We start from the raw sequence: 22,022 nt of genomic DNA, 5'->3' as shown, positions 1-22,022 counted from the left end.
AGATGTGTATAAGAGACAGAACTAACACCATAGAGCACAACCTGTCACACGGTGAAAAAATAGATCTTTATCGTTATCTATCTAAAATTAAAAATAGAAATAGCGACATAACCCATTATTTAAAAACTTTACTTATAGGAGTAATTTTCAGAAAGGAACAAGCCCTCTCTGTTAAAGAAAATATGAGAGCTTTAAAGCGCTAGAAACGGTAGGGTAGCTATGGTGGATGAAATAGGGAAATTGTCAACAGTATTTTCTCAGATGATAACGGCGAATTACACGTAATTAAAAATATAGACATGTACCTGTTGAAGAAATAGAAGGAAAGTGTAGTGGTTGTATATTAGTTGTTATATGAAATTGTTTTGAATGGATGGAAGATGGCTACTTTCGGTAGTAGCCATCTTTTGTTTATGAATGTAAAAGTTTTAAGAATTCTTGCGGTTGCAGGTTCGCTATTATTGTGTAGTCGATTATTACGAACATCCATAAGATGTTCGTTGTGAATAACTATTTTTCAGTCACTATATTCCCCATTGCAATAGAAATTCTATTCCAATTGTTAATTTGATTAATGATTAGAACAAGGTCCACATACTGTTTCTCATCATAGTGTTCACGCACTCGTTGATAAAGCTCATCTGGAACACGTTTTGTCGGAATCAATGTCACATGCTCTGTCAACTCTAGAGCTACTTTTTCTGCATCTGTGTAGAAATCACACTCTCTTCACGCACTGACACAATATATTCGATGTTCGGTTTCACCCATTTTTCGAGCATCTGCTGTATGCATATTCAAACAATAAGCACACCCATTAATTTGAGAAGCACGAATTTTAATAAGTTCGCGAAGTTTTCGTTCAATTGTTGTCGTTTTCGTATACTTCTCCATCTCCATCATAATTTTCATTCCATCAGGTGCAAGATCATAATAGGGAACTCTTTGACTCATCAAGCAAGACTCCTTTGACTTAGTATAAGTTTATTATACCTTTATAAGAACATTTGTGCTATTTTCTACTTTGGCATGAGGGTCTTATTTTTTTGCAGTGAATCTGTAACCATGAATATAATAGGTATAATTACCCATTTTAGTCCGATTATACAATATTTTGTCAACTTTTGTTGAAAAAGTACTACTTTCGTTTTATCATTAAGTAGTGAAATTAAACTATTGACAAAAATGAAAAAGGCAAACTTGTCGAAAGGTAAGGACGCAAAGCTGCGGGTCTAAGGTTCTATGAACTATGATAGCCGAGTTGCCAAAAAAGTCGTGAATAAATATATCGGTTATAGAAAAAACCATTTGTTAATTTATCCACCATCTTTTTGGTGGATTTTTTTATATTTAATTCAAAGTGACTTTTATAAATGGTTGTTACATGAATTTTGATTAATCCGAAAGAAGGTTAAAAGAAGTTGAAAACCATTAGTAAAGAACAAGTTTGTTTTAAGTGTAAAGAAGTAAAATCCGTTAATGACTTTTATGAAAAAGGAAATCGTTTTATGAATTGTTCAAAATGTCGTAAGGCAAGATACAATCGAAAAAAATCGATTGAATTATTATTAAATAAACAGAAGCAAACAAGACAATTTGTTTAAGTGTCATCTAAAAATCATACAACGCCTGTAAATATAAACTAGTAAAATAGTTAGCTTAGATATCGGCTGTTCAAGCCAAGAATTCCATAAAAAAGGGGATGTTTATCTTGACCGTGTTATTTGGAACTGTTGAATATTTTGAAAAAGAAATCGTGAATCAAATGTCTAATGATCAATTGCAAAATTTAACTGCTAGTAATAGTTTAGAGTGTGCCTATTCATCGGTAAAAAGTGAAATTACGAATGTGTTTGTATGTAGTGATATCTTTCGGAAGGATTTATTAGTAAATCTTGAAAAAGCGTTTGAAATGGTAAGTGGTTCTATGGTGGGTGTTGATTAAAGTTACCTTTAACCTGTTGAAGCCGAATTAAAATGATTGTACGATATGTTTCTAGGTGAAGCAATATCCATTCTTTTGTGCATTGAGCCTATAGCAAAACACACAAAGAAACAGATATTACTGTAGATTCCTTTGCTTAAATAGAAACACCCGAGCGTAGCCCGGGTGTTTACCTTATTGTACGACATATATGGATAGTTTATCTTGAATGCTTTCCTTCCACGCTTGGAAAGCTGGGTAAATATTGGATTTGATGAACTGCTGTTTTTTCTGTTCATTTTCAAATGAGTTTTCTAGTTTTGATATTTCCGTAATAACGCCATTAAAGAAATGGATAGAAGCAACAATCTCTTTTTGATCTTTAAATAGAGAAAGTAAATGGTCATTTGTTTGATAAATACTTGATAAAGCTGCAAAAATATCAACTAATACCTGGTCCGCATTACTATGAGATATATCTTCAAAACTACTTACTACATATTCAAATCCCTCTTCTACGGTACCAAGCAACTCATAATATCTTTGAAGAACATCGTATTGTTCTAAACTAAGTTGTATCATTCGTTCACCTATTTTCTTTTATCAAAAAACATCCCGTCAGCTGGAGCTGATTGATAGGGATTGATGTATTTAGTCGTGGATGTCTTCCTCATTTTCTGATTCGTGATGTCCTGTTGGATTTCCTTTTTTAGTGACTCCAGTCGTTCATCGATGAATACATTCATTTGGACTATTTCTGCACCGAGTTTACGCTCTTCCTCTTTGTAAGGAGGTTTGATGTCCGACATGAGTTGCTCCCGCTCGTCCAGAAACTTCGTAATGGATTCAATGAGTTCATCACGTTTTTCCTGCCCGACAGGTTCAGACAACAAACTGTGTAGTTCCTTCGTGATGCGATAAAGCACTCCTACCGGTTTCACTAAATCTGCCCACCCTGCGCATGCTGGCGCTGACGGTTCACCTGAATAACTTCCTTCCAAGTGTCTCGGAACTCAGTCACTAGTCCTTCAACCTCTTCTAAAATGCCAAGATCATTATTAAGATTGGCTTCCATCAGACGACGGTTCATGTAATCATACATCGCCATCATATTTTTAGACACTTCCACATCCATATTTAACGTAACCATGAACTCACGGATAATGTTTTGTGCCTTTTGAAGATTTGTATTTTTATCTTGTATATTGTTTTCCTCGATCGCTTTACGACCAAGCTTAATAAATTTCAAGCAACCATTGTAGAGCATTAACGTAAGCTCACCTGGTGACGCAGTCGTAACTGAATTTGCTTGATAGGCTTGATATGGATTTCCGATTGCCATTTACGTTACACTCCTTTTATTAACCACTGAAGAAATTCTGCATGAGGTATGCAGATTGTTGATTTGCTCGTTGGATTGCTTTTTCCATTGCAGTGAATTGTCGCCAGTACCGGTCTTCGATTTGTATTAGGCGGTTTTCAAAACGGTCGATACTGTCTTTCAAACTATCAAGGTTTTTGCCAATCGTGTACTTCTGTGTGGTCCACGTGGATTTACCAGCACGTTCACTTACCTTGTCCATGGTTGCAGTTAAACTATCATATAAGCGATTAATAAGACCTTTTTCGGCATAGGTACTTCCATCTGCCGTGAACAGCTTTTCTACTGCTTCTGGATCTTTTTCAATCGCTTCTTTTAGCTTCGCTTTATCAATCTCCAGCTTTCCACGATCCATGTAATTAGCGGTCGTTTTAATTCCAATACTAGCTAATTGATTGAAAGCAGTATCCATTGAAAGATTCGTAACTGGCGTATACAAATCCATTCGAAATTGATTTAATCCACTAGATAAAATTGAATCTCTTCGAATCAAACCGCTTTTAGCTTTTTCCTCCCAAAGCTCAGCTTCTTTATCTGATAAAGCTTCACGTTCTTCACTTGAAAGAGGCTGATAGCTACGGTAGCGCTCTTCATTCAACTTTTCATTAATTTTTTGAATGGTTTCATTATATTTTTCGACAAAATTAACAATATTGTCCAAAACGGTCTCTGAATTAGTTGTGACCCCAACGGTAACAGGGGCATCATTTTTAGCAGGATCAGTAGAATCAAAGGTATCCTTTAATGTAAAGTTAACCCCATTTATTGTAAAATTGTTAAAATATCGTTGAGTTTCTAATCCATTAATGGTGAACTCCGCATTATTTCCACCCGTTTCGATAGAAGTACTAAACTGCAGAACATTATTCAGAAAATCTCCTGTGATTTTGATTTCCTCGCCATTTTTATTAAAATCACCGGTTTGAGAGCGTGTTAACGTAACTTGTCCAGTAAAATCATCATAAAAGGCATTTACACCAGCAGCGGAACTGCTAATTCGGTTGATAATACTTGAAAAAGAGCTTGAGCCCTCTACTGAAAATTTTTCTTTAACCGATTCTCCTTTTTCATTGAAGGTTTCAAGCCCAAAGGAAAAATAGTTTTGTTTAAAATCTGCTTTGATTACATCGCCTTCTTCTAATTTCTTAGAAAAGGTCAACTTTCCAGACTCAAGGTCTACTAGCACACTACTGGCTTTTTGAGTATCATCTAGATTGTCCCAATCACTAGTAGAATAAACTTTGGTATATTCTGTTCCTCCCACAAAAATGGACATTCCATCTGTTGAAAGGGAAGCTTTTGAAAGCTGAAAGGTAGTATTAGGATTAGTAGCTGTATCAGATGGCTTTGGTACTTTTATTTCTTGAGAATAATTATCGATAAAATAGTCAACTGTAACCTTGCTTCCTTTTTCCAACGAATTCGAAAAAGTGAGCGTTCCGTCAGAGGCTAAATGGACCTTGTTTTTTACATTCGGATCATTTATTGGCACATCATCCGTATATACTGTATAGAATGTACCGTTTACCTTGACCTGCATATTTTCAATGGAATCATCATCTGTCTTAAAATTGATTTTACTAAGTTTTATAGTTTCAGTCGGGTCTGTAATTGTTTTCGTATCTTTGGCTAGCGCACCTATTTTCCAATTAAATCCGTCACCATAATCAGTAGCAGTATCATTAAAATTATCTTTTTGACTCCAAATGCTTGCACTTGCATCAAAATCTTTATTTTTTCGAATATCCCCAGCATTTACCTTTGTTGCTGCCGTCGCAAGCTTGTCTACCTTTGATAGGGTGTAGGACACATTTCCCGCAGCTGCGCTAGCTGTTGCCGTAACTTTACTTTCATTTGAGGAAGTTGTATTCTTCGCACGAAAAGTAGAAGAAAGCTTCATATTAAACGATAGGTCACGTAACGAAAGAAGTAGAGAATTCATGCTACGGTAATCATCACGTTGCCATTCTAGAGTCTGCTTTTGTTGATTCATTTTATTAAGCGGAATTCTTTCCGCCTTCATTAAATCTTTTACAAGCTGGTCTATATCCATTCCACTTGCCAATCCACCAATACGCATATTCATTGGTGCTCACCGCCTTTAAACCTTTTTATCTACGACAAAACCAAGAAACTCTGTCATTGCTGCATATATATCTAGTACTTTCTTGGAGGGAATCTCCCGAACGACCTCATGGGTATCATTGTTTACGATTGTGACGTAATACTCGTTTAGCTCCTCGTGGAGTTCAAACTTTAATGATGTATTATTTGGTTTTAGAAATTTATTCAGGCTATCAATCACCTGTTTGACGTTTTCTTTTGAGTCTTTCTTTTCACTCTGAATCAAATTTTGTTGAGGGGTAGAAACATTTTCCCCTTTGTTTTCATTTTCATATGATTTTTGGTATTGAAGGTAATCTGTGTTGAAGTTCATCGTTGTACTAGAAGAGATTTTATCAATAGACATATCAATTCCTCCTAAATGAACGAACCTTTATTAGTTATATCGGTTGAATTTAATATATTTTAAGTTAGTTTTTGAGATTAATTAAGGAATAATAAACACAGTTTTATAATTCTTTTCAATCTAAGTAGTTGATCGCAGTATTTTATTTGTTCGCTGTTTTTTGAACTTTAATTTTCACTTAACAAACATTTGTTCCAATACTATAATATTCTTCTGAATATATAATTATTAGTGGTTACGTAGTTTTTACTGACTATTCAATGTATAAAGATTGTTACAAGCAAGTAGACTCCAGGTATGGCTCCCCATCTATCTTGAAGAGAAGCAATGGCTCCGATCCATTCTTCTCCACGTTTATCTTCAAACAGCATTGTCTCAAACAAAAGTTTCTTAGGAAGTCCCTTTGCCATTTCGCTTGGAATTAGCGATTCATCCAGAAGATGACCAAAAAACTTTTATTCCGATGATTTTTCAAGCATCTACAAATCTCTTAATCACCTCCATACCCTCCCTTGATGGACTTGCCTGTCCTGCTTGAAATGGATGCAGCAATGCTCAAAATTGCAGGCTTGAAGCACTATCTTGGGCGCACTTTATTTGCATTAAGACTTCCAATATGGCAAATGTTAATGGCTGCAGACTGATTTTTTGTGTCTAAACAAACCACAATAAAGTGTTCTCAATCTATATCTCCTAAAAATTTCTTAAACAAAAGATAGCAATCCTCTGGATTTCGAACACAGAGTTTTTTGTACAATAGACTAGATTCCTATTCCTTCACTAGCTTAAAACTAACGATGTTCGCACACTTTGCAGACTTTTTCTTCATTCCAACATCACTTTCAAGTAGTTCCATTTGTGACAGGTTTCATTGCATAATAATTTATGATTCTCCTCCTCTAAAATAAAGGTTCTAAGTCAAATGTTGGGGTTTGAGGCTACCGCGCTTCGCTTGGTGGCCTCAATAAAAAATGATGGATGGTACCATTCATCATTTTTTATTGAGGAAAATACCCAACAACTCATGGTTAACCAATATGTACCCCTATTCTTTTATACTTGTGTGTTAATAAAATTTTAGCCCTAAAGCGTTCAAACACTCTAAATCCATAAGCATTTCGCTTTAGAACTTTAGTGGAATTATTTATTCCCTCCAGGAATCCATTTGAATATTCATAGGCAAAGCTATTTAATACTTCAACTTGCCAATTTTGTATGGTCTTTATGGCTTTACTCATCTCAGGTATCTTTGAATCCTCAATAAACTTATATAATTCTTCTAATTCTTTTTTAACTAAACTAATCTGGCTTTTTCCATTTTCTTTGGCCCGTAAAAACCAAGAACGATAGGCCTCTTTGATTTCATATGCTCTTCTGAGTTCATTAGACATTTCCAAGTATCGCTCTAAATGCCAACGTTCATCCTTAGTTAAGCGCTGGCTATCTTTATGAAATACATGTTTCATACGTTTACACTTTTTTCGATCGTATCCATGAAACTCATTTTGTATTCGGCGTCTTACTCCATCAAGCCCCCAATAAATGTAACGACAAAAATGAAACCTATCAGCTACAATAACGGGTTTACCCAATGCCTCTTGAACGGCTGCTTTAAAGGAATGATTCATATCCATTATGACTATTTGAACCCTAGATCCATGCTTTCTCAAGTAGTCCTTAATCGTACGTTTATAGCGATTTGGTAAAATATCAATCGGTTCTTTTGTAATCCCATCCGCAATGATTAACTGATATTTCCCTTCCCGAGTATCACCTTTGTATTCATCAATGGCTATAACTGTTGGTAACTCTTCCACAGGACGAATTTCACTTCGGGATATTTGATCGAATCTACGTATAATGGTTGAAGGAGAACATCCATAGATCTCGGCCGTTTCCTTGAACGTTTTTCCTTTAATCGCTTTTATCGATATAGCTTGATTCCACTCTATTGAAGTACGTTGATAACGCATGACAAAAGGGTTTTTCTCCGAAAAACGTTTTCCACACTCACAGACATAACGTCTACGCTTATAAAAGATTTGAGTTTTTCTTTCAAACCACTTTAAGTGTTGAATTTTTTGTAGACGATAGTCATGAACTTTACTCGTTCTTTGATTACATTCGGGACACCGATGTACTTTTCGCTCCATTTCAACGTACAGTCGCACTACTTCACCGACTTCTTCAACATTGGTTAGGATAGACCCTTTTAATCCAGGAATAATCATGGTAAAATCCATATTGCACGCAACTCCATTCTTTACACTTGTTTCTAGTCAATTCAAGTATAAAAGAATGAAGAGTTTGCGTGTTTTTTTATGCACTAAAATTTTGTCTAAACCCCAACAAATATTATAGAGCCAAAATAAAAATAGCCCTTACTCCTATGAACGAAGTAGAGGCTTGAGTCATTTGTTTCTTGAACATCTATTTATCATATGTAGAACATACATTCTTTAATTATAATATATATCTGAATAACTAGTTATTACCGGTAATGTATATGCAACTTGAGTTTCTATGTATAGAGGCAAGAAGTTGGAATTTCGGGGCACAATCTACTTTTCCCCATTTGTGCCCCCAAAAAAAGAGTAACTTCAACTTAGTTACTCCCATGTTATCCTTATCCTCTTAGATCAATGTTCCCACCTATATGTGGCTGAGTAGCCCTTTGGATTGCACTTGGATCAGCGGTGTTCAACAACTTTTGAAGTGCATCTCCATCCTGTTTTGCATCTCCCATGGCCATTTTCATCACTGACATAGAAGCTTGTTGTTGGATTTGTCCTTGACTAAGTGCCATTGACATTAGTGCTATATCCATGAATTACACATCCTTTTTTTCTAATGAACTATGGTTCTTAATTGCTTTTCTAAGCAATGTACTTCGTTTATCAATTCATTCAATTGACCATTAAGCTTTTTCGCCTTTTCCGAATTAAACTCATGTTCAAGAGCATATTCAGCTATTCTTTTCATTTCATAAAGCTTTATGTCTATTTCTTCTAAAATATGATCTTGGCTCTTACACCATTGGATTTGTTGCTCAAGGAATTCTTTTAATTGTGGATCTTTATCCATCTTGTTATTCCTCCTGACCAACAGCTGTTGAAAATTATCTAAATTAAAGAATCTATCTTGTGCATCAATCTTCACCATATTCAGATCTTCCATGCATTCCTTTTCCATTAATTTGTGTTTGATTAGATATTAGATTATTTCTCTGTAAGAAATACCAATAGCTGATGAAGAACTGAATTATCTTCACCGATGGTTCGAAGCTCAAAACCTTCAAGTTGGTACGTATTGCTATTAACATCTATAGTTTCACTTGCTTGTAATGCAGAAATAAAACCTGATAAATCATTATTTAAATTAAATTCAATAAATTCATTACCTTTGTTTAAATACTTAACAATCATATTACTCCTACCTCCTCTTAAACATTGTAAAAAGAGACCCTAGCAAAACTAGAGTCCCTTCCAAATAATCTAAAATTAACGAAGAAGTTGTAGAACTCCTTGTGGTTGTTGGTTAGCTTGAGCAAGCATAGCTTGAGCAGCTTGAGAAAGGATAGAGTTCTTAGTTTGTTCCATCATTTCTTTTGCCATGTCTACGTCACGTACACGAGACTCAGCAGCAGTTAAGTTTTCAGAAGATGTGCTTAAGTTATTGATGGTATGTTCTAAACGATTTTGTACGGCACCAAGTTTAGCACGCTCATCAGATACTGACTTAATTGCAGAATCTAATTTTTCAATTGCATTGTTTGCACCATCAGCAGTTGAAATATCAACATCAGCAATATTTAAAGCAGAAGCTCTCATATCACCAATTTGAAGGTTCATTTGCTGATCTTTATTAGATCCAATGTGGAAGTTTAAACCACCTTCAGTTGCTGTTGCTGTATCAGATAAGCCTAATGCATCGGATGCTGTATTTTTATTTACTTGAATATTAACCGTATCAGCTTTATCACTTTCAATTTTAAGTGCCCCATCTTCTACTGAAACTGTAACATTCCCGAAATCAGTACCCGTTAGGTCTTTATAATTATTAAGAGCTGCTTGGATATCCGATTGTAGGTCAGTCGCAATATTTGTCATTTCCTCACCATCAGCATAAGCACCTGCTCCTGCTCCTACTGTTGCACTAGTTGCCCCTACAATGTTTGTTAAATCCACATCAATATTATAACCATTTATAGATAAACTTAATTTATCAGAGGAAGTAAGCGCATCGATTGCTGTATCATCAGTAAGTAATCCGTCAGAACCAGCTGTATAAGTAGATTTAGTAGTACTATCAACAGTAAAGATTTCTGGTAGTTCGCCTGCATCTAAAGTTGTACCATCATCGTTCATAGGTTTAATTGTGATTTCAGAGCTTGATCCAGTTGTTCCACTAGTAATAACGAAGTTCATTGCAGTATCACTTGTTACTTCAATATCAAATTCTGGTTTTGTTATTTGATTATTTGGGTTTGTATTGTTATAGTTAGTAATTGCAGTGTTTAATTTATCCTCTAAATCAGTGAAAAAGTTAAAAGTTGATGTCATGTCTACACCAGTCAAATCGAACGCTTGACCATCAACAACAACTTGATAATTAGAAGTACCGTTACCATTCCAAGTAGTTGGGTTAATAGTACCAGAATCTAATTTAGCAGCTGTAGCTTCTCCAATTTTACTTCCCACTCCACCAACTTGACTACCTGATAAATCACCATTTATAAGTTTCTTAGTATTGAACTCAGTGTTATTTCCAATTCTATCAATCTCATCTTTTAATTGTTTTACTTCGTTTTGAAGTGCTTTACGATCTTCATCAGTGTTTGTAGAGTTAGATGATTGTACAGCTAGCTCACGCATACGTTGAAGGATGGAGTGAGTTTCGTTTAATGCACCCTCAGCTGTTTGAATTAAGGAAACTCCATCTTGTGCATTTTTAGCAGCCATATCTAAGCCACGGATTTGTCCACGCATTTTTTCAGAGATTGCTAGACCTGCAGCGTCATCTCCTGCACGATTAATACGAAGACCTGAGGCTAACTTTTCCATTGATTTTGATTGTCCTGCATTTGCTGCGCCTAACTGACGATATGTGTTAAGTGCCGCAATATTGTGATTAATTCTCATTTCTTAGTTCCTCCTTGAATGTTTGTAATCCCACATCCTTGTGGAATTTATTATAGTACAAATAGTACGAAAGTCGGCCGCCTTTTGTACGTATTTGTTTTACATACTTTATATCGACATGTTTTGTAATTGTTTAATAGATTTTTAGATTTTCTTCTACAAAATATTTCAAATAAAAATACCCGATATCATTTTCGATTAACGGGCATTCTTAAAGTTAATATTTAATTGTTTTAACAGATCAACTGAGGTTTGGGAGGCTTGATTGTTTTCATTCTGAATATCTAAATAAACTTCTTTTCGGTGGATTTCAACATGTTTCGGTGCATCAATTCCAATTTTAATTTGCTCCCCACTTACTGATAAAATTGTAATCTCAATTTCATCCCCGATTTTTATTGATTCATTGACTTTTCTAGTTAATACAAGCATTCTCCCACCTCCTATTTCGTTGATACTTTTTCAAAAATGGAATGTTTTGTTTGATATGAAGTATTTGTTAAAATGACCTGTTTACCAACTTGTTTTTTATTATTTAAAACAACGGGTGCTTGGAGATTCGCAGTTGTTTTTTCAAATGGATCCTGAACAGTTAAAATCACATAAACAGTTACATCTTCTTCAGAATCTATCTGAAGTTGCTCGACCACTTGGTCATCAATCGTAAAATCGTATTCTTTATTAAAGAAAAACGGATTGGTTACAGCAAAGGCCAGCTGTGAATTACCTACTGATTGCATAACAGAGATTCCAGTGTCCTGACCAAATGGAAGAATTACGAATTTCTTTTCTTCTAAAAAACCAGGTATTCCGCTTGCAAAATCTATAATTTCAGTTTCCTCTATTTGTACTTCACCATGATATTTCGTATCAATTTTCATTTTCCCACAACCTTACTATTAGATCTTTTGCTCATAGTTTACACCTACATATTTTAAATTAGCAAAATCAATCTTAAGAGTTTGTTTCTGCTCAAGACGAATATCCGTATTCCCAGGTGTATATTCGTGAATTGGTTTATTAATGCGTGTATTGATGATAGGCTTGTTCTCTTTCACCTGGATATCAACTTCTGCAGGAACATAATTAGTCTTGACACTAAAATGAGAGGGTATCCACCCGATATTAAATTGCAGTTCTGGACCCTCATTATTTCGCTTCGCAATTTGAGCAATTGGATTTCCACCGTTTTCTATTTTCATCAATTCATTGCCTTCTTGCGCTCGTCTTGCTATTCCTTCCAGAGAATCTTGATAACCTTTAACAGCAGCCTCCGCAATTCTTTGAGAAATATTCTTCAGATCCATATCTGCTCTGGCTTTGGATTGGTCAATCGTTAACTTCCCCAGAGTAGTTCGAATCGTTAATTCGGCTTTGGGTTGTTCAATTGATAAGTCTGCCTTTGGTTGTTGGATTTGTTGAACAGCTTTTTTTGTACGAATCCCTATTTTTGCATATTCAGATTGCAATCTTATTTGAGCTAGTTCCATTAAATCACCTCTATGAAAAAAGCTATCTCTTAAAAAGATAGCTTAACGTAAAAAGTCCATGAGTGTTGGTTGCATAATTTTTGATCCGACTCCTAGAGCTGCTCGGTGCACCGCTTCTGCAGTTGTTAAATTAATAATCACCTTTTCCATTTCCGCATCCTCATTCTCGGAGATAATCTTATTTGCAATTACTTCCTGAGAACCTAGTCGATCATCTATTAGTTCTATACGATTATATCTTGCTCCAAGGTTTGCTCGATTTGCTACAACATTTGATAGGTGAGAATCAACAGTATCAAGGTATTTCCCAATATCGCCATCAGATTTAAGATCATTTATTAGATAAGTAAGTTCAGTAAAAATGTCTTTCGTATTACTACCTTTTAAAAGGTCAGAAGTTTTCACATTCACATTAACCTGAACACCCTTTGAAACCTCAAGTAAAACATCATTAGTCGATGAAGAAATTTGATTAGCACCTAAATTTACTGGTGCTTCTGTTGTATTTGTACCGTTAAAAATAAATTTATTTCCAACCTTAGTATTAGCAATAGTCGCTATATGTTCCTTTAATTGTTCAACTTCTACTGCAATGTTTGCTTTTTCATCAGGACCGTTTGTTCCTGTACTAGCCTGAACTGTCAATTCCCTTACTCGTTGAAGAGCAAGAGTCATTTTATCCATTGCATCATCAGCAGACTCCATCCAAGTATAGGCTTCAGAAAGGTTTCGCTGATATTGTTCAATTTCAACAAGATCCGTACGGTATCGCATACCCTTAATTGCCACAACCGGATCGTCAGATGGCTTTGTAATCTTCTTTTGTGTATTTAATTGTTCTTGATATTTTCCTAATCTTTCATAACTACTACTTAGGTTTCTTAGCATATTATTTGTTAACATTGATTGTGTTACGCGCATAATTTACACCTACCTTCCACCAGTACCTAGGCCATTTATAATTCTTTCTAGCATTTCATCGAGTACTGTAATCATTCTTGCAGATCCATTATATGCATGTTGGAACTTAATCATATTTGTCATTTCTTCGTCTAAGGAAACTGCACTAACTGATTGACGTCGGTTTTCTACTGAATCCTTTAACACCGCTGAGTTTTCTGACATACGGATTGCTTCCTGTGAGTCTACACCCATAGAACCAATGAGAGATTCATAGTATGACTGGACACTTCCTGCGGTAATCGGAAAACCAGTCAATGTACCGAAATTAGCATTTTTCACGTTCGCTAGATTAGTAGCATTGTAGCCATTTCCGGATTCACCTTGAATGGTCGAAACTGCAATATAGCTGAGATTATCAATGTTTGAAGATACTTTGATGGTTGCAGCTGCTCCTTTATATGCATTAGCACCAGTTCCAGTAAACGGTTCGAAAAAGTCGCCACCTTGTACACTTGCCTCTGTAGAAGTTTTCAATGTAAATCCTTGGCTATGCACAGCATTAAACTGTGTAGCAAACGAATACGCCATTTTATCCAGATCATCTAGCATTTTTGGATAAATGCCTTTTTCCGCACCATTCTCGACATATCCGTATGTTTCAACTATTGCCTTCATTTCTCCGCTACGAATAAAAGGTATATCTTGCCCATCTAGTTGAAAGCCAGTAACAGCACTTGTTGGTTGGTCATTTACGCCGTCCCCATCGGAATCTGTTGCAGGATCGACTGAAAGCTTTTTAAAGGTACTTCCATCAATCAATTTGGTTTCCGTCCCATTGTCGCCAACGATTGATATATCTAAAATGCCTTCTGCAACAGGTAAGGAATCACCACCACTGCTTCTAGGAGGATGAACTTTAATTTCCACATATTTAGATAGCTCATCTATTAGTCGATCGCGTTCATCATATAAATCATTTGGAAGATACCCGACTGGTTCTATTTCGGAAATCTGCTTATTGATTCTACTAATTTGGTCAGAAAGAGAGTTTACTGATTTCACTGTTACACTGATTTGTTTGCCAAAGTCGTCTTTTATGGCAGTTAATGAGTTTGATAGATAAGTAAAGGTGTTAGCGACCATTTCACCACGTTGGCGCACTACTGAACGCGCACCTTGATCCTCTGGGTTTGCCGCTAAATCCTGCAACGACTGCCAGAATTGGTTCAGAGTGTTCGCAAGTCCTGTTTCAGATGGCTCATTCATGATTTCTTCCATTTTCCCTAATGCATTTGCTCGTGTATCCCAGTAGCTTGTTTTTGTTTGCTCGCCACGGAATTGAACGTCTAAGAAGCTTTCACGCACACGTTGAATCGTACCAGCCTCAACACCTGTTCCAACCTGTCCAGGAATTTTTGCCGTATTTAGACCAGGAGACGGGTATGGATTTGTCTGGGTGAAATTGACACGCTGCCTTGTGTAGCCGGGTGTACTCGCATTCGCAATATTATGTCCAGTTGTATATAGTGCACTTTGCTGGGTCACCATGCCCCGGCGTGCTGTTTCTAATCCATGAAAGGTTGATACCATTTTTCCATCCTCCGTTGTCTAAGCCTTTGAATCAAACATTGAGCGTGTTTGCTTTTTCTCTTTTGTTCCCGCTGGGTTACCGTAACCCGCGTTTTGCTCCTGCGGAAGGAGCATGTCCAACGACATATTCACGTATTGCAAGGATTGATGTGTGAGTTGCTGATTTAACTCGTTCAGGACTTTTAAATCGTGAGTCACTTTAACCAATTCCTCATGTAGTCCCGTTAGCTCCAATCTAACTGGCCCACTCGCCATCTCAATACATTTTGATAATGTTTTATCTTGAACACGTGGTCCTAATAATTGATTAACAACTGCAATCCGTTCATTTTCCAATTGTTTGATCGCTAAAATGTATTTCTGTTCTTCCTTCATCTGGTCGTTGAGGGCATCGATGTCGCCTTTTTTCAGAATGTCTGTTTTTCGCTCAGATAGCTTAAGTAAATTTTGGTGTAAAGTAAGTATTTTTTTGAGCAGCACGACTAAGTTTTCAGCTGACATAATGACCCTCCGTTAATTATTTTTTAAAATAAAAATCATAGACGCTTTTCGCAACGTCTTCTACGTTCACCTTATAGGTTCCGCTTTGAACCTGTTGTTTGAGCGCTTCTACCTTCTGCTGGCGCGCAACAGTAATCGGTGATGTTTCCTGTAGTTGTTTAGCCGCTGAAGAAATTTCAACTTTATCTGTCTGAGTTGACTTTTCTGTTGCTGCAATCTTGTTCATCTGCTTTTTATATGGATTCATTCCAACGGGTCCGAACTGGTTAATTTTCATATTAAAACCTCGCTTTCTATCCGAACTTCATGTCTTTGTCTTTTATATCGGCAATGACATGAAAATGTTTAGAACTTTTTTTCTGCAAAATACGTTCCTCTATTACGTTCTTCTAATTCTATTTTACGTTCTTCATCCTGTTCAAAAATTGATAATTCACTGCGTAGTTCCTTTGAACAGTTGTCACATAAAATCCCTTCGCGTATTATAGTGCGACATTTTTGACATGGATATCCAAGGTTTGGGAATTGCGCCAGTTTTAGACGCCCTGTTCGAATGAATTTGATGATTAACTCTTCATCCACACCTGTGCCTTTCGATGCCTCATGAATTGTCGCTGTACGATTTTCCTTTTTTCGAATGAATGTATAAACGGTTTCGAACGCTTGATTTTCTTCCTTATAGCATTTTTCACATACATCACGAAGATTTGTTTTTACAAATAAAGCCCCACAATTCGGGCAATTCATTAGTTCTCCCATGTTAATTCTCTCCTCAAACACCTTATTTCCATCTATTATATCGGTGTTTTTGGGAGAGTTTGTAGTGACAGATTTTTGAAATATGTTTGGAACTTCAAAGTTTGGTGAAAATTATATTAGTGAAGGTTTCTTATGTAGATTTATGTTAGGGGTTTTTGACGCGGGTGTTTCACAAGGAATATCTCTACACTTCGAGAGGTAAGGCGATAGTAAACCTTATATGGATCCGACTTTCCTATTCTAAACAAAACCAATCTGAGTTCAATAGGTGAACCTTTTATAAATACCGTTTTTCCAGGGATATAGATTGAAAAATCCTGATACTTGAAATAACTTTCTATATTCTGCTGTAGAAATTCTCCTATCCTAGGTAGCTCCAAAGATAATCGCCAATTATCCAACTCAGTCAATGATTGGATCGCTTTCTTTCTCCAGTAAATATCCATTATTCCCCATCCAACATTCTACGGATTTCCTCTTTTGACAATATTGGATTTTTTTCCTCATCTAACGCCTCCAATATTTCATTCTCTTCCTCTTCATCAGTTACATTATAAACGTTTGAGTCGCTTACTTCTTCTACCTCAAATAACATAAACTTTCGTTTGCCAACTTCTAAATAATAATTTCCTGATGTAATGGCTTTTTTTAATTCTTGATCTTCAATTTTTAGTGGCTTCATTAACAATCACTCCTTTCATTTAATCATATTATATAACGTTACTTATCCTCTCATCAACGTCAGCGACGATACTGACTTAGCCCCAGCTTCTATCAGTACCTTACCCGCGTGCCTTAGAGTGGATCCAGTTGTATAAATATCATCGACTAATAAAATGTCCTTGTCCTGAACAATATCAACCACTCGAAATACATTTTCTCCAGAAATCCGTTCATCCCGGCTCTTTTTCGATTGTTTCTCCAAATGAGTTCGAGCCAAAACTTCATGTATTGGCACATCCAATAATTCTGCTATCGCCTTAGCCTGGTTAAACCCGCGCTCATACAAACGCTCATCACTTAATGGAATTGAAACAACTAAATAGGAAGAATTAAAATGAGTTTTGAAGGATTTTTTCAGAGGTGTTTTAAAAATAGAAGAAATAGCGAAGTCACCGCGGAATTTGTAGAGGGATATAACATCTTTCGCAAAGTCATTATAGAGGTAAAGCGAACGGTTCTTTGTAAGTACACCCTTCCATTCCGGTTCATTTTCCCAACGGACACAGTCATAACAGAGGTTTCCTTCGCGATACTCATCGGGTAGTCCCGAAAAAGACCGACCGCAAATTTCACAAAGCTCACCGTCCACTTTTTCAAATTTTTCGCTGCAGGTAGAACAAAGTGGATCCGGTTCAACCAACGAAAATAATGTCGACCAGGAATCCACTTCTTCAAAATAATTGTGGCATAATAGGCATGTTGACATACTTCAACCCCTTTTTAAATTGTTGCATTGAGGATTTTTCGCAACGATGTTCACAGCCTCTGCAATTTTTACATAAATATTGGCCATCATTTGTTTATTAAAATATTGGGCGCGGACATACGCCACTCCATTTTCCTTCGATACATAACGCGGTGGTAGATTATTTAACGTGAGGGCAAATACATCGTTTTTGCATTGTTCACATTTGCAAGGCAAGTTGTATTCAGACCAGTTTTCATTGATTGCTTCAGCCACAAGCGGCTCCATTGCATTAAAAACCTTCACACGAACCTCTCCATTCTATCTTTCTTCTATTATTATCACATAATAAACATAATTTGGAAATGTTTTTATCTAAGATTAAAAACGATTGTAAATTCCCCTTCATCCTACTGAGAATAATACTTTTGCACTATACAAAAACCCCTAAGCCGGATTCTTTTGTCCAACCATGGGGTTCTGATTCAATCTATCTTTTTTCCATAAAAAATGTATCGATATGGCGCGTCACCTAGGTACCCGAATGGATAACAGGTGGTCACAACAAGCTCCTCGTTTGGTGCTGTTGATTTAATGACGGTACGGTCGTCCGCATCCACAATTTTCGTATCGACAATTTCATAGGTAAAGTCGCCGTATTCTAATTTCACCACAAAGGTGTCGCCGATTTCCAGCTCATCAAATCGTTTAAACAGTGTATCGCGGTGACCAGATAATACGATTTGATCGTTTTGAGTTGGTAACGCGGTACCAAGGTAATGCCCAACCCCTTTTGCCAGTTCTTCCTCATCCGTTCCTTCGACAATTGGCATTTTCTCACCAAGCTTCGGTACCTCTAAAACACCCATTGTTTCACCTTTTTCAAAGGTGGGAATGACAATGTTCTTTTCAGCTCTTTCCTCGGTTGGAGGTGTGGAAATGAGCTCTTCCGCTTGAACCAATGCTTCCTTTTGAGCATGATTTGAATCCCATATTTGAAAAATCGAGTAACCTGTCAATGAAACACCGCCGATGATGAAGAGTAGTGCAATTGTATAAACAACCTTTTTCACCGGAATCACCGCCTATCCGTTCTTACTTCGTTACCTTTAATCATAATCAAAATGGGTTTTGAAATCAATCAATGAAGCCATGTTGGATGGCTTCTTTGTTCATATTTTCAATATGTTTTTTTGCCTTAATCATTTCTCTTGTTCTACCGTAATGAAAAAATAAAATCTCACCGGTTGGATATTTTGCACTACGACCCACACGGCCAGAAATCTGGACTAACGCACTCTCTGTAAAAATTTTATCCTCTGCGCCTAAGACAGCGACATCAATATTTGGGACGGTTACGCCTCTTTCTAAAATGGTTGTGGTCACAAGAATCGGAATTTCACCAGAGCGATAGCGTGCCACCTTGTCTTTTCGGTCGGGATCCTCGGCATGGACACCTTCAATTCGAGCGTCAAGGGTCTGCAAAATTTTTACGATATTTTCTAAATAAGTAATCCTCGGAACAAATAGGAAGGCTTGCTTGCCGATCTCGAGATGGTTCTTAACCCACGCCATCACATTTCCGGGAAGCCTCTTCTTTTTCAATATCTTCTCCCAATTCCCACACCATATAAATTCTGGTACCGGTAATGCATGACGATGGTATCGTGCGGGAATGGTTACAGCTTTTCTTTTACCCGCTTGAATTTCCTTTTTCCAAGTTTGATTGGGTGTTGCGGTAAGGTAGATGGTCGATGAGATATCCTTTTTTGCTTGATTAACAGCATACTGAAGCATTGGCTCAACCGAATACGGAAAGGCGTCGACCTCATCAATGATGATCATATCAAAAGCTTTGTAAAAACGAAGAAGTTGGTGGGTCGTAGCAAGTGTGATCGGGGCTGTCTTGTTGCGGTCCTCGCTTCCACCGTATAAGGCAATGACATCAATTTCAGGGAATGCAGATTTGATCCTTGGTGCAAGCTCAATTACGACATCAGTTCGGGGTGTGGCGAGGCAAACCTTTTTACCGGTTTGAAGAGCAGTTCCGATCCCTTCAAAAAGAATCTCAGTTTTTCCAGCTCCACACACCGCCCAGATAAGCAACTGGTCATCCGTCTGAACTGCTTTAATTAGCTCGGATGATGCCCTTTGTTGTCCTGGAGAAAGCGTTCCTTCCCACACAAGTGGCTTTTCTGGAATCTCAAAAATTGGACTTGGTCCAGTCCAACTCACCAAAACGGAACATTCACTCATCCGCCCCATATTGATGCACTTCCTACAATATGCACAATCCTGTTTGCACCTTGCACATCCAAACGAAGCGAAAAGCTTTTGATCAGCATTGCCACACCGAACACATGAATACCCATCCTTTGTTTTCGAAATGCATCTTCGATATTGCAAATAACCATTTAAATAGTGTTGATGTATGTTTTCAAGGGAAAAAGGAATTTCATCAAGTAGGAGTTGCTTCCCGTAGAGTAAATGTTGGAGTTCAGTGGAGTACTCAAATGTGGGATTTAGTGGCTGTGGGTAGCTTGATTCAATATCAGTAATGCGCTTGGCGTCTGACTTGTCCGATAATGGTTCGGGGATTAATATGTTGTTTTCTAGTAAAAATCGCATGAATGACCTCCATCATTATTTTATGTCCTAGATAATTCAAAAAAACATTCTCGCTAATTCATGTTTAAGAAACCAATTATTGGGGAGATTAGATAGTGAAAGGTTGGGATTGACATGATGAAATGGGTTATAAAGCACGGGTTATTGCTTTGCATCGGTTCGATTCTACTCATTGGAGCATTGGCGGTTTTATTTCAGGAGAAAATTCAAATTACGTCCTCAACGTGGACTGTTCTGTTATTACTCTATTTTGTGGTGCTTAGTCTTTATAGCAGCTATGAGTACAGAAACGCTTCTGTAGAAGAAAAGAAAGAGGAAACCCCTCAAAATGAACAATTACTAAAAAATTAGGAGTAAATCCTAATTTCTTTTTTTGCCCAAAAACAGCGCCGCACCTCAGCACGGCGCCTCAATTTTATTTCTTATACCACCCTAACCCTATCGCACCCTCACCAAGATGGGTCCCGATAACAGGTCCGAAATAGCTTAGTAAAAATTCAACATGTGGGTATTTCCTTTCTAATTCTGCCTTCAGTTCCAAAGCTTCTTCTTCGATATTGGCATGAATCAACGCTGCACGCATGGGTACACCTTTGCTTGCATCCTCATCAAATAATTCGAACACCCGGTTCAACGCTTTTTTACGTGTGCGGATTTTTTCAAAAGGAACAATCACTTTATTTTCAAAGTTTAGGATTGGCTTCACTTGTAACAAACTGCCAACAAATGCAGCTGCCCCGCTCAAACGGCCACCACGCTGAAGATTGGTGAGATCATCCACCATAAAATAAGCACGAACGGATTTCTTAATCTCATGCAATCGTTCCATGATTTCTTCAACTGGCTTTCCTTCATTCGCCATTTCCGCTGCCTCCAGCGCATAGAAACCCTGCACAATACAGCTGATTTCGGAGTCGAATGAGTACACCTTTACACCCTCAACCATATCTCCAGCGGTTACAGATCCCTGATAGGTTCCGCTAATTCCACTCGATAAGTGAATACTGATAACAGCATCATATTCCTGCCCTAGCTTTTCAAAAAGCTCAACAAACTCTCCAATCGGAGGCTGAGATGTAGTTGGCAAATCCTTACGTGCCTTTAGCTCGTCATAGAATGCCTCTGCCGTAATATCAACTTCCTCACGATAGGTTTCTTCGCCAAATACGACACTTAGCGGAATCATATGTATATTAAGTTTTTCACGAAGTTCCTTTGGTATGTAAGCTGTACTATCAGTTACAATCGCGGTTTTCATAATTTTTACCTTCCTGTCCCGGTTCTTTATTATTTCCATTTTAAATGAAAAGGAAGGGGATGTCACTTGTTTATAGTTAAGTGTTTAAACTGAGGTAAGTGTTAAAATCCCGCGGGCAATCTTTCATGAATAATCGAGAATCTTTTCAAAGATCCATACTAGGATTTTCTCCGAATGAACCTACACAGACTTTTTCCAAATCTCATACATGTACCTAGCCTCTGAGGTTAGCCATTTTTGAGCTTCAGGTCTTTCTAATAGTGAATGATGGTTTTCACAAATCCTTCTTGCAGTACGGAACTGAAGATCTCTAATGTACCTGTTGACTAAAATTAAAACTTCTTTATCTGAATCCGTTAGAGTTCCAAAGGTACCTTGCTCTAGCTCCTCTTTAATTATTTTTACAAACTGCTGTGCATTAGAATTTAAAAGTACATAATTTTGAGCCTCTGTTAACCGATTCCACTCTTTAAGTATCATTTTTCTAGCATTAGGGAAATTCTTTTCGGCAACCATTATGTTTACCAAACGGATAACGCTTTCAACTTTCAATTCATATCCACCTTCTT

Annotated in this window: 31 protein-coding genes, 1 pseudogene and 1 riboswitch; of the genes and pseudogenes, 5 read left to right on the top strand and 27 right to left on the bottom strand. The window is 37.0% G+C overall.

Features of this window, described 5'->3' with window-relative positions:
• On the top strand, positions 1–203 hold a 203-nt coding region (locus E1I69_RS24800; protein ID WP_207308542.1), incomplete at its 5' end, for a hypothetical protein.
• A 307-nt stretch (positions 204–510) separates the two neighbouring features.
• Here E1I69_RS24800 and E1I69_RS11715 read toward each other — a convergent pair.
• A pseudogene (locus E1I69_RS11715) lies at positions 511–954 on the bottom strand (carboxymuconolactone decarboxylase family protein).
• Between the two features lie 229 nt (positions 955–1,183).
• Positions 1,184–1,269: riboswitch (cyclic di-GMP riboswitch) on the top strand.
• Positions 1,270–1,421: 152 nt separating this feature from the next.
• On the opposite strand from E1I69_RS11715, the gene E1I69_RS11710 reads away from it, so the two are divergent.
• Entirely contained in the window at positions 1,422–1,604 is a 183-nt protein-coding gene (locus E1I69_RS11710) for a hypothetical protein (RefSeq protein ID WP_136379799.1), read from the top strand.
• A 107-nt stretch (positions 1,605–1,711) separates the two neighbouring features.
• Positions 1,712–1,945 carry a hypothetical protein gene (locus tag E1I69_RS11705; RefSeq protein WP_136379798.1) on the top strand — a complete coding sequence of 78 codons (234 nt, stop codon included), beginning with the start codon at positions 1,712–1,714 and terminating at the stop codon, positions 1,943–1,945.
• A 174-nt stretch (positions 1,946–2,119) separates the two neighbouring features.
• Here E1I69_RS11705 and E1I69_RS11700 read toward each other — a convergent pair whose 3' ends face one another.
• From E1I69_RS11700 to flaG, 5 genes are read right to left on the bottom strand one after another with little or no spacing between them, the layout of a single operon-like run.
• Complete coding sequence (locus E1I69_RS11700; RefSeq protein WP_136379797.1) at positions 2,120–2,506, bottom strand: hypothetical protein; 387 nt, start codon at positions 2,504–2,506, stop codon at positions 2,120–2,122.
• An 8-nt stretch (positions 2,507–2,514) separates the two neighbouring features.
• Complete coding sequence (locus E1I69_RS11695) at positions 2,515–2,865, bottom strand: flagellar protein FliT (protein WP_136379796.1); 351 nt, start codon at positions 2,863–2,865, stop codon at positions 2,515–2,517.
• Positions 2,865–3,266, bottom strand: a complete 402-nt coding sequence (fliS, locus tag E1I69_RS11690) for a flagellar export chaperone FliS (RefSeq protein ID WP_136379795.1) — start codon at positions 3,264–3,266, stop codon at positions 2,865–2,867. Before fliS ends, E1I69_RS11695 begins: the two co-directional genes overlap by 1 nt.
• Positions 3,267–3,285: 19 nt before the next feature.
• Entirely contained in the window at positions 3,286–5,391 is a 2,106-nt protein-coding gene (gene fliD / locus E1I69_RS11685) for a flagellar filament capping protein FliD (RefSeq protein WP_136379794.1), read from the bottom strand.
• A gap of 15 nt (positions 5,392–5,406) precedes the next feature.
• Positions 5,407–5,775, bottom strand: coding sequence for a flagellar protein FlaG (gene flaG / locus E1I69_RS11680; protein ID WP_136379793.1), 369 nt, complete (start codon positions 5,773–5,775; stop codon positions 5,407–5,409).
• Positions 5,776–6,178: 403 nt separating this feature from the next.
• Here flaG and E1I69_RS25230 point away from each other — a divergent pair, with 403 nt between their 5' ends.
• Entirely contained in the window at positions 6,179–6,313 is a 135-nt protein-coding gene (locus tag E1I69_RS25230; RefSeq protein ID WP_278186159.1) for a hypothetical protein, read from the top strand.
• Positions 6,314–6,352: 39 nt separating this feature from the next.
• Here E1I69_RS25230 and E1I69_RS25400 read toward each other — a convergent pair whose 3' ends face one another.
• The 19 genes from E1I69_RS25400 to E1I69_RS11585 form a co-directional block, all read right to left on the bottom strand.
• Positions 6,353–6,442: a hypothetical protein gene (locus tag E1I69_RS25400; RefSeq protein WP_347561807.1), complete on the bottom strand. Its 90-nt coding sequence runs from the start codon at positions 6,440–6,442 to the stop codon at positions 6,353–6,355.
• Between the two features lie 361 nt (positions 6,443–6,803).
• The gene (locus E1I69_RS11670) at positions 6,804–8,018 is read right to left on the bottom strand and encodes an ISL3 family transposase (RefSeq protein ID WP_136379792.1); all 1,215 of its coding nucleotides are present in this window, start codon (positions 8,016–8,018) and stop codon (positions 6,804–6,806) included.
• Positions 8,019–8,401: 383 nt separating this feature from the next.
• Entirely contained in the window at positions 8,402–8,602 is a 201-nt protein-coding gene (locus E1I69_RS11665) for a YjfB family protein (protein WP_136379791.1), read from the bottom strand.
• Positions 8,603–8,622: 20 nt separating this feature from the next.
• Positions 8,623–8,937 (bottom strand): hypothetical protein, encoded by a 315-nt coding sequence (locus E1I69_RS11660; RefSeq protein WP_242634583.1) that lies wholly within the window; start codon positions 8,935–8,937, stop codon positions 8,623–8,625.
• 56 nt (positions 8,938–8,993) lie between these two features.
• Positions 8,994–9,200, bottom strand: a complete 207-nt coding sequence (locus E1I69_RS11655) for a hypothetical protein (protein ID WP_136379789.1) — start codon at positions 9,198–9,200, stop codon at positions 8,994–8,996.
• A 75-nt stretch (positions 9,201–9,275) separates the two neighbouring features.
• Positions 9,276–10,916, bottom strand: coding sequence for a flagellin (locus E1I69_RS25225; protein ID WP_136379788.1), 1,641 nt, complete (start codon positions 10,914–10,916; stop codon positions 9,276–9,278).
• A 198-nt stretch (positions 10,917–11,114) separates the two neighbouring features.
• Positions 11,115–11,348, bottom strand: a complete 234-nt coding sequence (csrA, locus tag E1I69_RS11645; protein WP_136379787.1) for a carbon storage regulator CsrA — start codon at positions 11,346–11,348, stop codon at positions 11,115–11,117.
• A gap of 11 nt (positions 11,349–11,359) precedes the next feature.
• Positions 11,360–11,797, bottom strand: a complete 438-nt coding sequence (gene fliW / locus E1I69_RS11640; RefSeq protein WP_136379786.1) for a flagellar assembly protein FliW — start codon at positions 11,795–11,797, stop codon at positions 11,360–11,362.
• Between the two features lie 18 nt (positions 11,798–11,815).
• Positions 11,816–12,406, bottom strand: coding sequence for a DUF6470 family protein (locus tag E1I69_RS11635; protein WP_136379785.1), 591 nt, complete (start codon positions 12,404–12,406; stop codon positions 11,816–11,818).
• 42 nt (positions 12,407–12,448) lie between these two features.
• Positions 12,449–13,327: a flagellar hook-associated protein FlgL gene (gene flgL, locus E1I69_RS11630; RefSeq protein ID WP_136379784.1), complete on the bottom strand. Its 879-nt coding sequence runs from the start codon at positions 13,325–13,327 to the stop codon at positions 12,449–12,451.
• 9 nt (positions 13,328–13,336) lie between these two features.
• Positions 13,337–14,899 (bottom strand): flagellar hook-associated protein FlgK, encoded by a 1,563-nt coding sequence (flgK, locus tag E1I69_RS11625; protein ID WP_136379783.1) that lies wholly within the window; start codon positions 14,897–14,899, stop codon positions 13,337–13,339.
• A gap of 18 nt (positions 14,900–14,917) precedes the next feature.
• Positions 14,918–15,400, bottom strand: a complete 483-nt coding sequence (locus E1I69_RS11620; RefSeq protein ID WP_136379782.1) for a flagellar protein FlgN — start codon at positions 15,398–15,400, stop codon at positions 14,918–14,920.
• Positions 15,401–15,416: 16 nt separating this feature from the next.
• Complete coding sequence (gene flgM / locus E1I69_RS11615; RefSeq protein ID WP_136379781.1) at positions 15,417–15,677, bottom strand: flagellar biosynthesis anti-sigma factor FlgM; 261 nt, start codon at positions 15,675–15,677, stop codon at positions 15,417–15,419.
• A gap of 68 nt (positions 15,678–15,745) precedes the next feature.
• Complete coding sequence (locus tag E1I69_RS11610) at positions 15,746–16,159, bottom strand: TIGR03826 family flagellar region protein (RefSeq protein WP_136379780.1); 414 nt, start codon at positions 16,157–16,159, stop codon at positions 15,746–15,748.
• Positions 16,160–16,604: 445 nt separating this feature from the next.
• Complete coding sequence (locus tag E1I69_RS11605) at positions 16,605–16,841, bottom strand: hypothetical protein (RefSeq protein WP_136379779.1); 237 nt, start codon at positions 16,839–16,841, stop codon at positions 16,605–16,607.
• A 42-nt stretch (positions 16,842–16,883) separates the two neighbouring features.
• The gene (locus tag E1I69_RS11600; protein WP_136379778.1) at positions 16,884–17,588 is read right to left on the bottom strand and encodes a ComF family protein; all 705 of its coding nucleotides are present in this window, start codon (positions 17,586–17,588) and stop codon (positions 16,884–16,886) included.
• A gap of 3 nt (positions 17,589–17,591) precedes the next feature.
• A complete protein-coding gene (locus tag E1I69_RS11595) occupies positions 17,592–17,873 on the bottom strand; it encodes a late competence development ComFB family protein (protein ID WP_207308541.1) in 282 nt (93 codons plus the stop codon).
• A gap of 179 nt (positions 17,874–18,052) precedes the next feature.
• Complete coding sequence (locus tag E1I69_RS11590; protein WP_136379777.1) at positions 18,053–18,640, bottom strand: class D sortase; 588 nt, start codon at positions 18,638–18,640, stop codon at positions 18,053–18,055.
• A 64-nt stretch (positions 18,641–18,704) separates the two neighbouring features.
• The gene (locus tag E1I69_RS11585; protein WP_136379776.1) at positions 18,705–20,195 is read right to left on the bottom strand and encodes a DEAD/DEAH box helicase; all 1,491 of its coding nucleotides are present in this window, start codon (positions 20,193–20,195) and stop codon (positions 18,705–18,707) included.
• 114 nt (positions 20,196–20,309) lie between these two features.
• Between E1I69_RS11585 and E1I69_RS11580 the strand changes: the two genes are divergently transcribed.
• Entirely contained in the window at positions 20,310–20,546 is a 237-nt protein-coding gene (locus tag E1I69_RS11580) for a hypothetical protein (RefSeq protein WP_136379775.1), read from the top strand.
• Positions 20,547–20,610: 64 nt separating this feature from the next.
• Here the strand turns inward: E1I69_RS11580 and E1I69_RS11575 are convergent, their stop codons facing one another.
• Positions 20,611–21,453, bottom strand: a complete 843-nt coding sequence (locus E1I69_RS11575; RefSeq protein ID WP_136379774.1) for a DegV family protein — start codon at positions 21,451–21,453, stop codon at positions 20,611–20,613.
• Positions 21,454–21,633: 180 nt separating this feature from the next.
• The gene (locus E1I69_RS11570; RefSeq protein WP_136379773.1) at positions 21,634–22,005 is read right to left on the bottom strand and encodes a hypothetical protein; all 372 of its coding nucleotides are present in this window, start codon (positions 22,003–22,005) and stop codon (positions 21,634–21,636) included.
• Positions 22,006–22,022: the final 17 nt, after the last annotated feature.

This window comes from Bacillus timonensis, assembly GCF_004799755.1.
In the GTDB taxonomy this organism is placed as follows: domain Bacteria; phylum Bacillota; class Bacilli; order Bacillales; family Bacillaceae_L; genus Ferdinandcohnia; species Ferdinandcohnia timonensis_A.
The sequence above is the reverse complement of the archived record's forward strand: the minus strand, read 5'-3'. Positions and strand labels throughout refer to the sequence as shown.

Coding starts and splice junctions, on each gene's coding strand:
- E1I69_RS11700 (WP_136379797.1), bottom strand. CDS start 2,506: ATGATACAACTTAGTTTAGAACAATACGATGTTCTTCAAAGATATTAT.
- fliS (WP_136379795.1), bottom strand. CDS start 3,266: ATGGCAATCGGAAATCCATATCAAGCCTATCAAGCAAATTCAGTTACG.
- fliD (WP_136379794.1), bottom strand. CDS start 5,391: ATGAATATGCGTATTGGTGGATTGGCAAGTGGAATGGATATAGACCAG.
- flaG (WP_136379793.1), bottom strand. CDS start 5,775: ATGTCTATTGATAAAATCTCTTCTAGTACAACGATGAACTTCAACACA.
- E1I69_RS11670 (WP_136379792.1), bottom strand. CDS start 8,018: ATGGATTTTACCATGATTATTCCTGGATTAAAAGGGTCTATCCTAACC.
- E1I69_RS11665 (WP_136379791.1), bottom strand. CDS start 8,602: ATGGATATAGCACTAATGTCAATGGCACTTAGTCAAGGACAAATCCAA.
- E1I69_RS11660 (WP_242634583.1), bottom strand. CDS start 8,937: ATGGTGAAGATTGATGCACAAGATAGATTCTTTAATTTAGATAATTTT.
- E1I69_RS11655 (WP_136379789.1), bottom strand. CDS start 9,200: ATGATTGTTAAGTATTTAAACAAAGGTAATGAATTTATTGAATTTAAT.
- E1I69_RS25225 (WP_136379788.1), bottom strand. CDS start 10,916: ATGAGAATTAATCACAATATTGCGGCACTTAACACATATCGTCAGTTA.
- csrA (WP_136379787.1), bottom strand. CDS start 11,348: ATGCTTGTATTAACTAGAAAAGTCAATGAATCAATAAAAATCGGGGAT.
- fliW (WP_136379786.1), bottom strand. CDS start 11,797: ATGAAAATTGATACGAAATATCATGGTGAAGTACAAATAGAGGAAACT.
- E1I69_RS11635 (WP_136379785.1), bottom strand. CDS start 12,406: ATGGAACTAGCTCAAATAAGATTGCAATCTGAATATGCAAAAATAGGG.
- flgL (WP_136379784.1), bottom strand. CDS start 13,327: ATGCGCGTAACACAATCAATGTTAACAAATAATATGCTAAGAAACCTA.
- flgK (WP_136379783.1), bottom strand. CDS start 14,899: ATGGTATCAACCTTTCATGGATTAGAAACAGCACGCCGGGGCATGGTG.
- E1I69_RS11620 (WP_136379782.1), bottom strand. CDS start 15,400: ATGTCAGCTGAAAACTTAGTCGTGCTGCTCAAAAAAATACTTACTTTA.
- flgM (WP_136379781.1), bottom strand. CDS start 15,677: ATGAAAATTAACCAGTTCGGACCCGTTGGAATGAATCCATATAAAAAG.
- E1I69_RS11610 (WP_136379780.1), bottom strand. CDS start 16,159: ATGGGAGAACTAATGAATTGCCCGAATTGTGGGGCTTTATTTGTAAAA.
- E1I69_RS11605 (WP_136379779.1), bottom strand. CDS start 16,841: ATGAAGCCACTAAAAATTGAAGATCAAGAATTAAAAAAAGCCATTACA.
- E1I69_RS11600 (WP_136379778.1), bottom strand. CDS start 17,588: ATGTCAACATGCCTATTATGCCACAATTATTTTGAAGAAGTGGATTCC.
- E1I69_RS11585 (WP_136379776.1), bottom strand. CDS start 20,195: ATGCGATTTTTACTAGAAAACAACATATTAATCCCCGAACCATTATCG.
- E1I69_RS11580 (WP_136379775.1), top strand. CDS start 20,310: ATGATGAAATGGGTTATAAAGCACGGGTTATTGCTTTGCATCGGTTCG.
- E1I69_RS11575 (WP_136379774.1), bottom strand. CDS start 21,453: ATGAAAACCGCGATTGTAACTGATAGTACAGCTTACATACCAAAGGAA.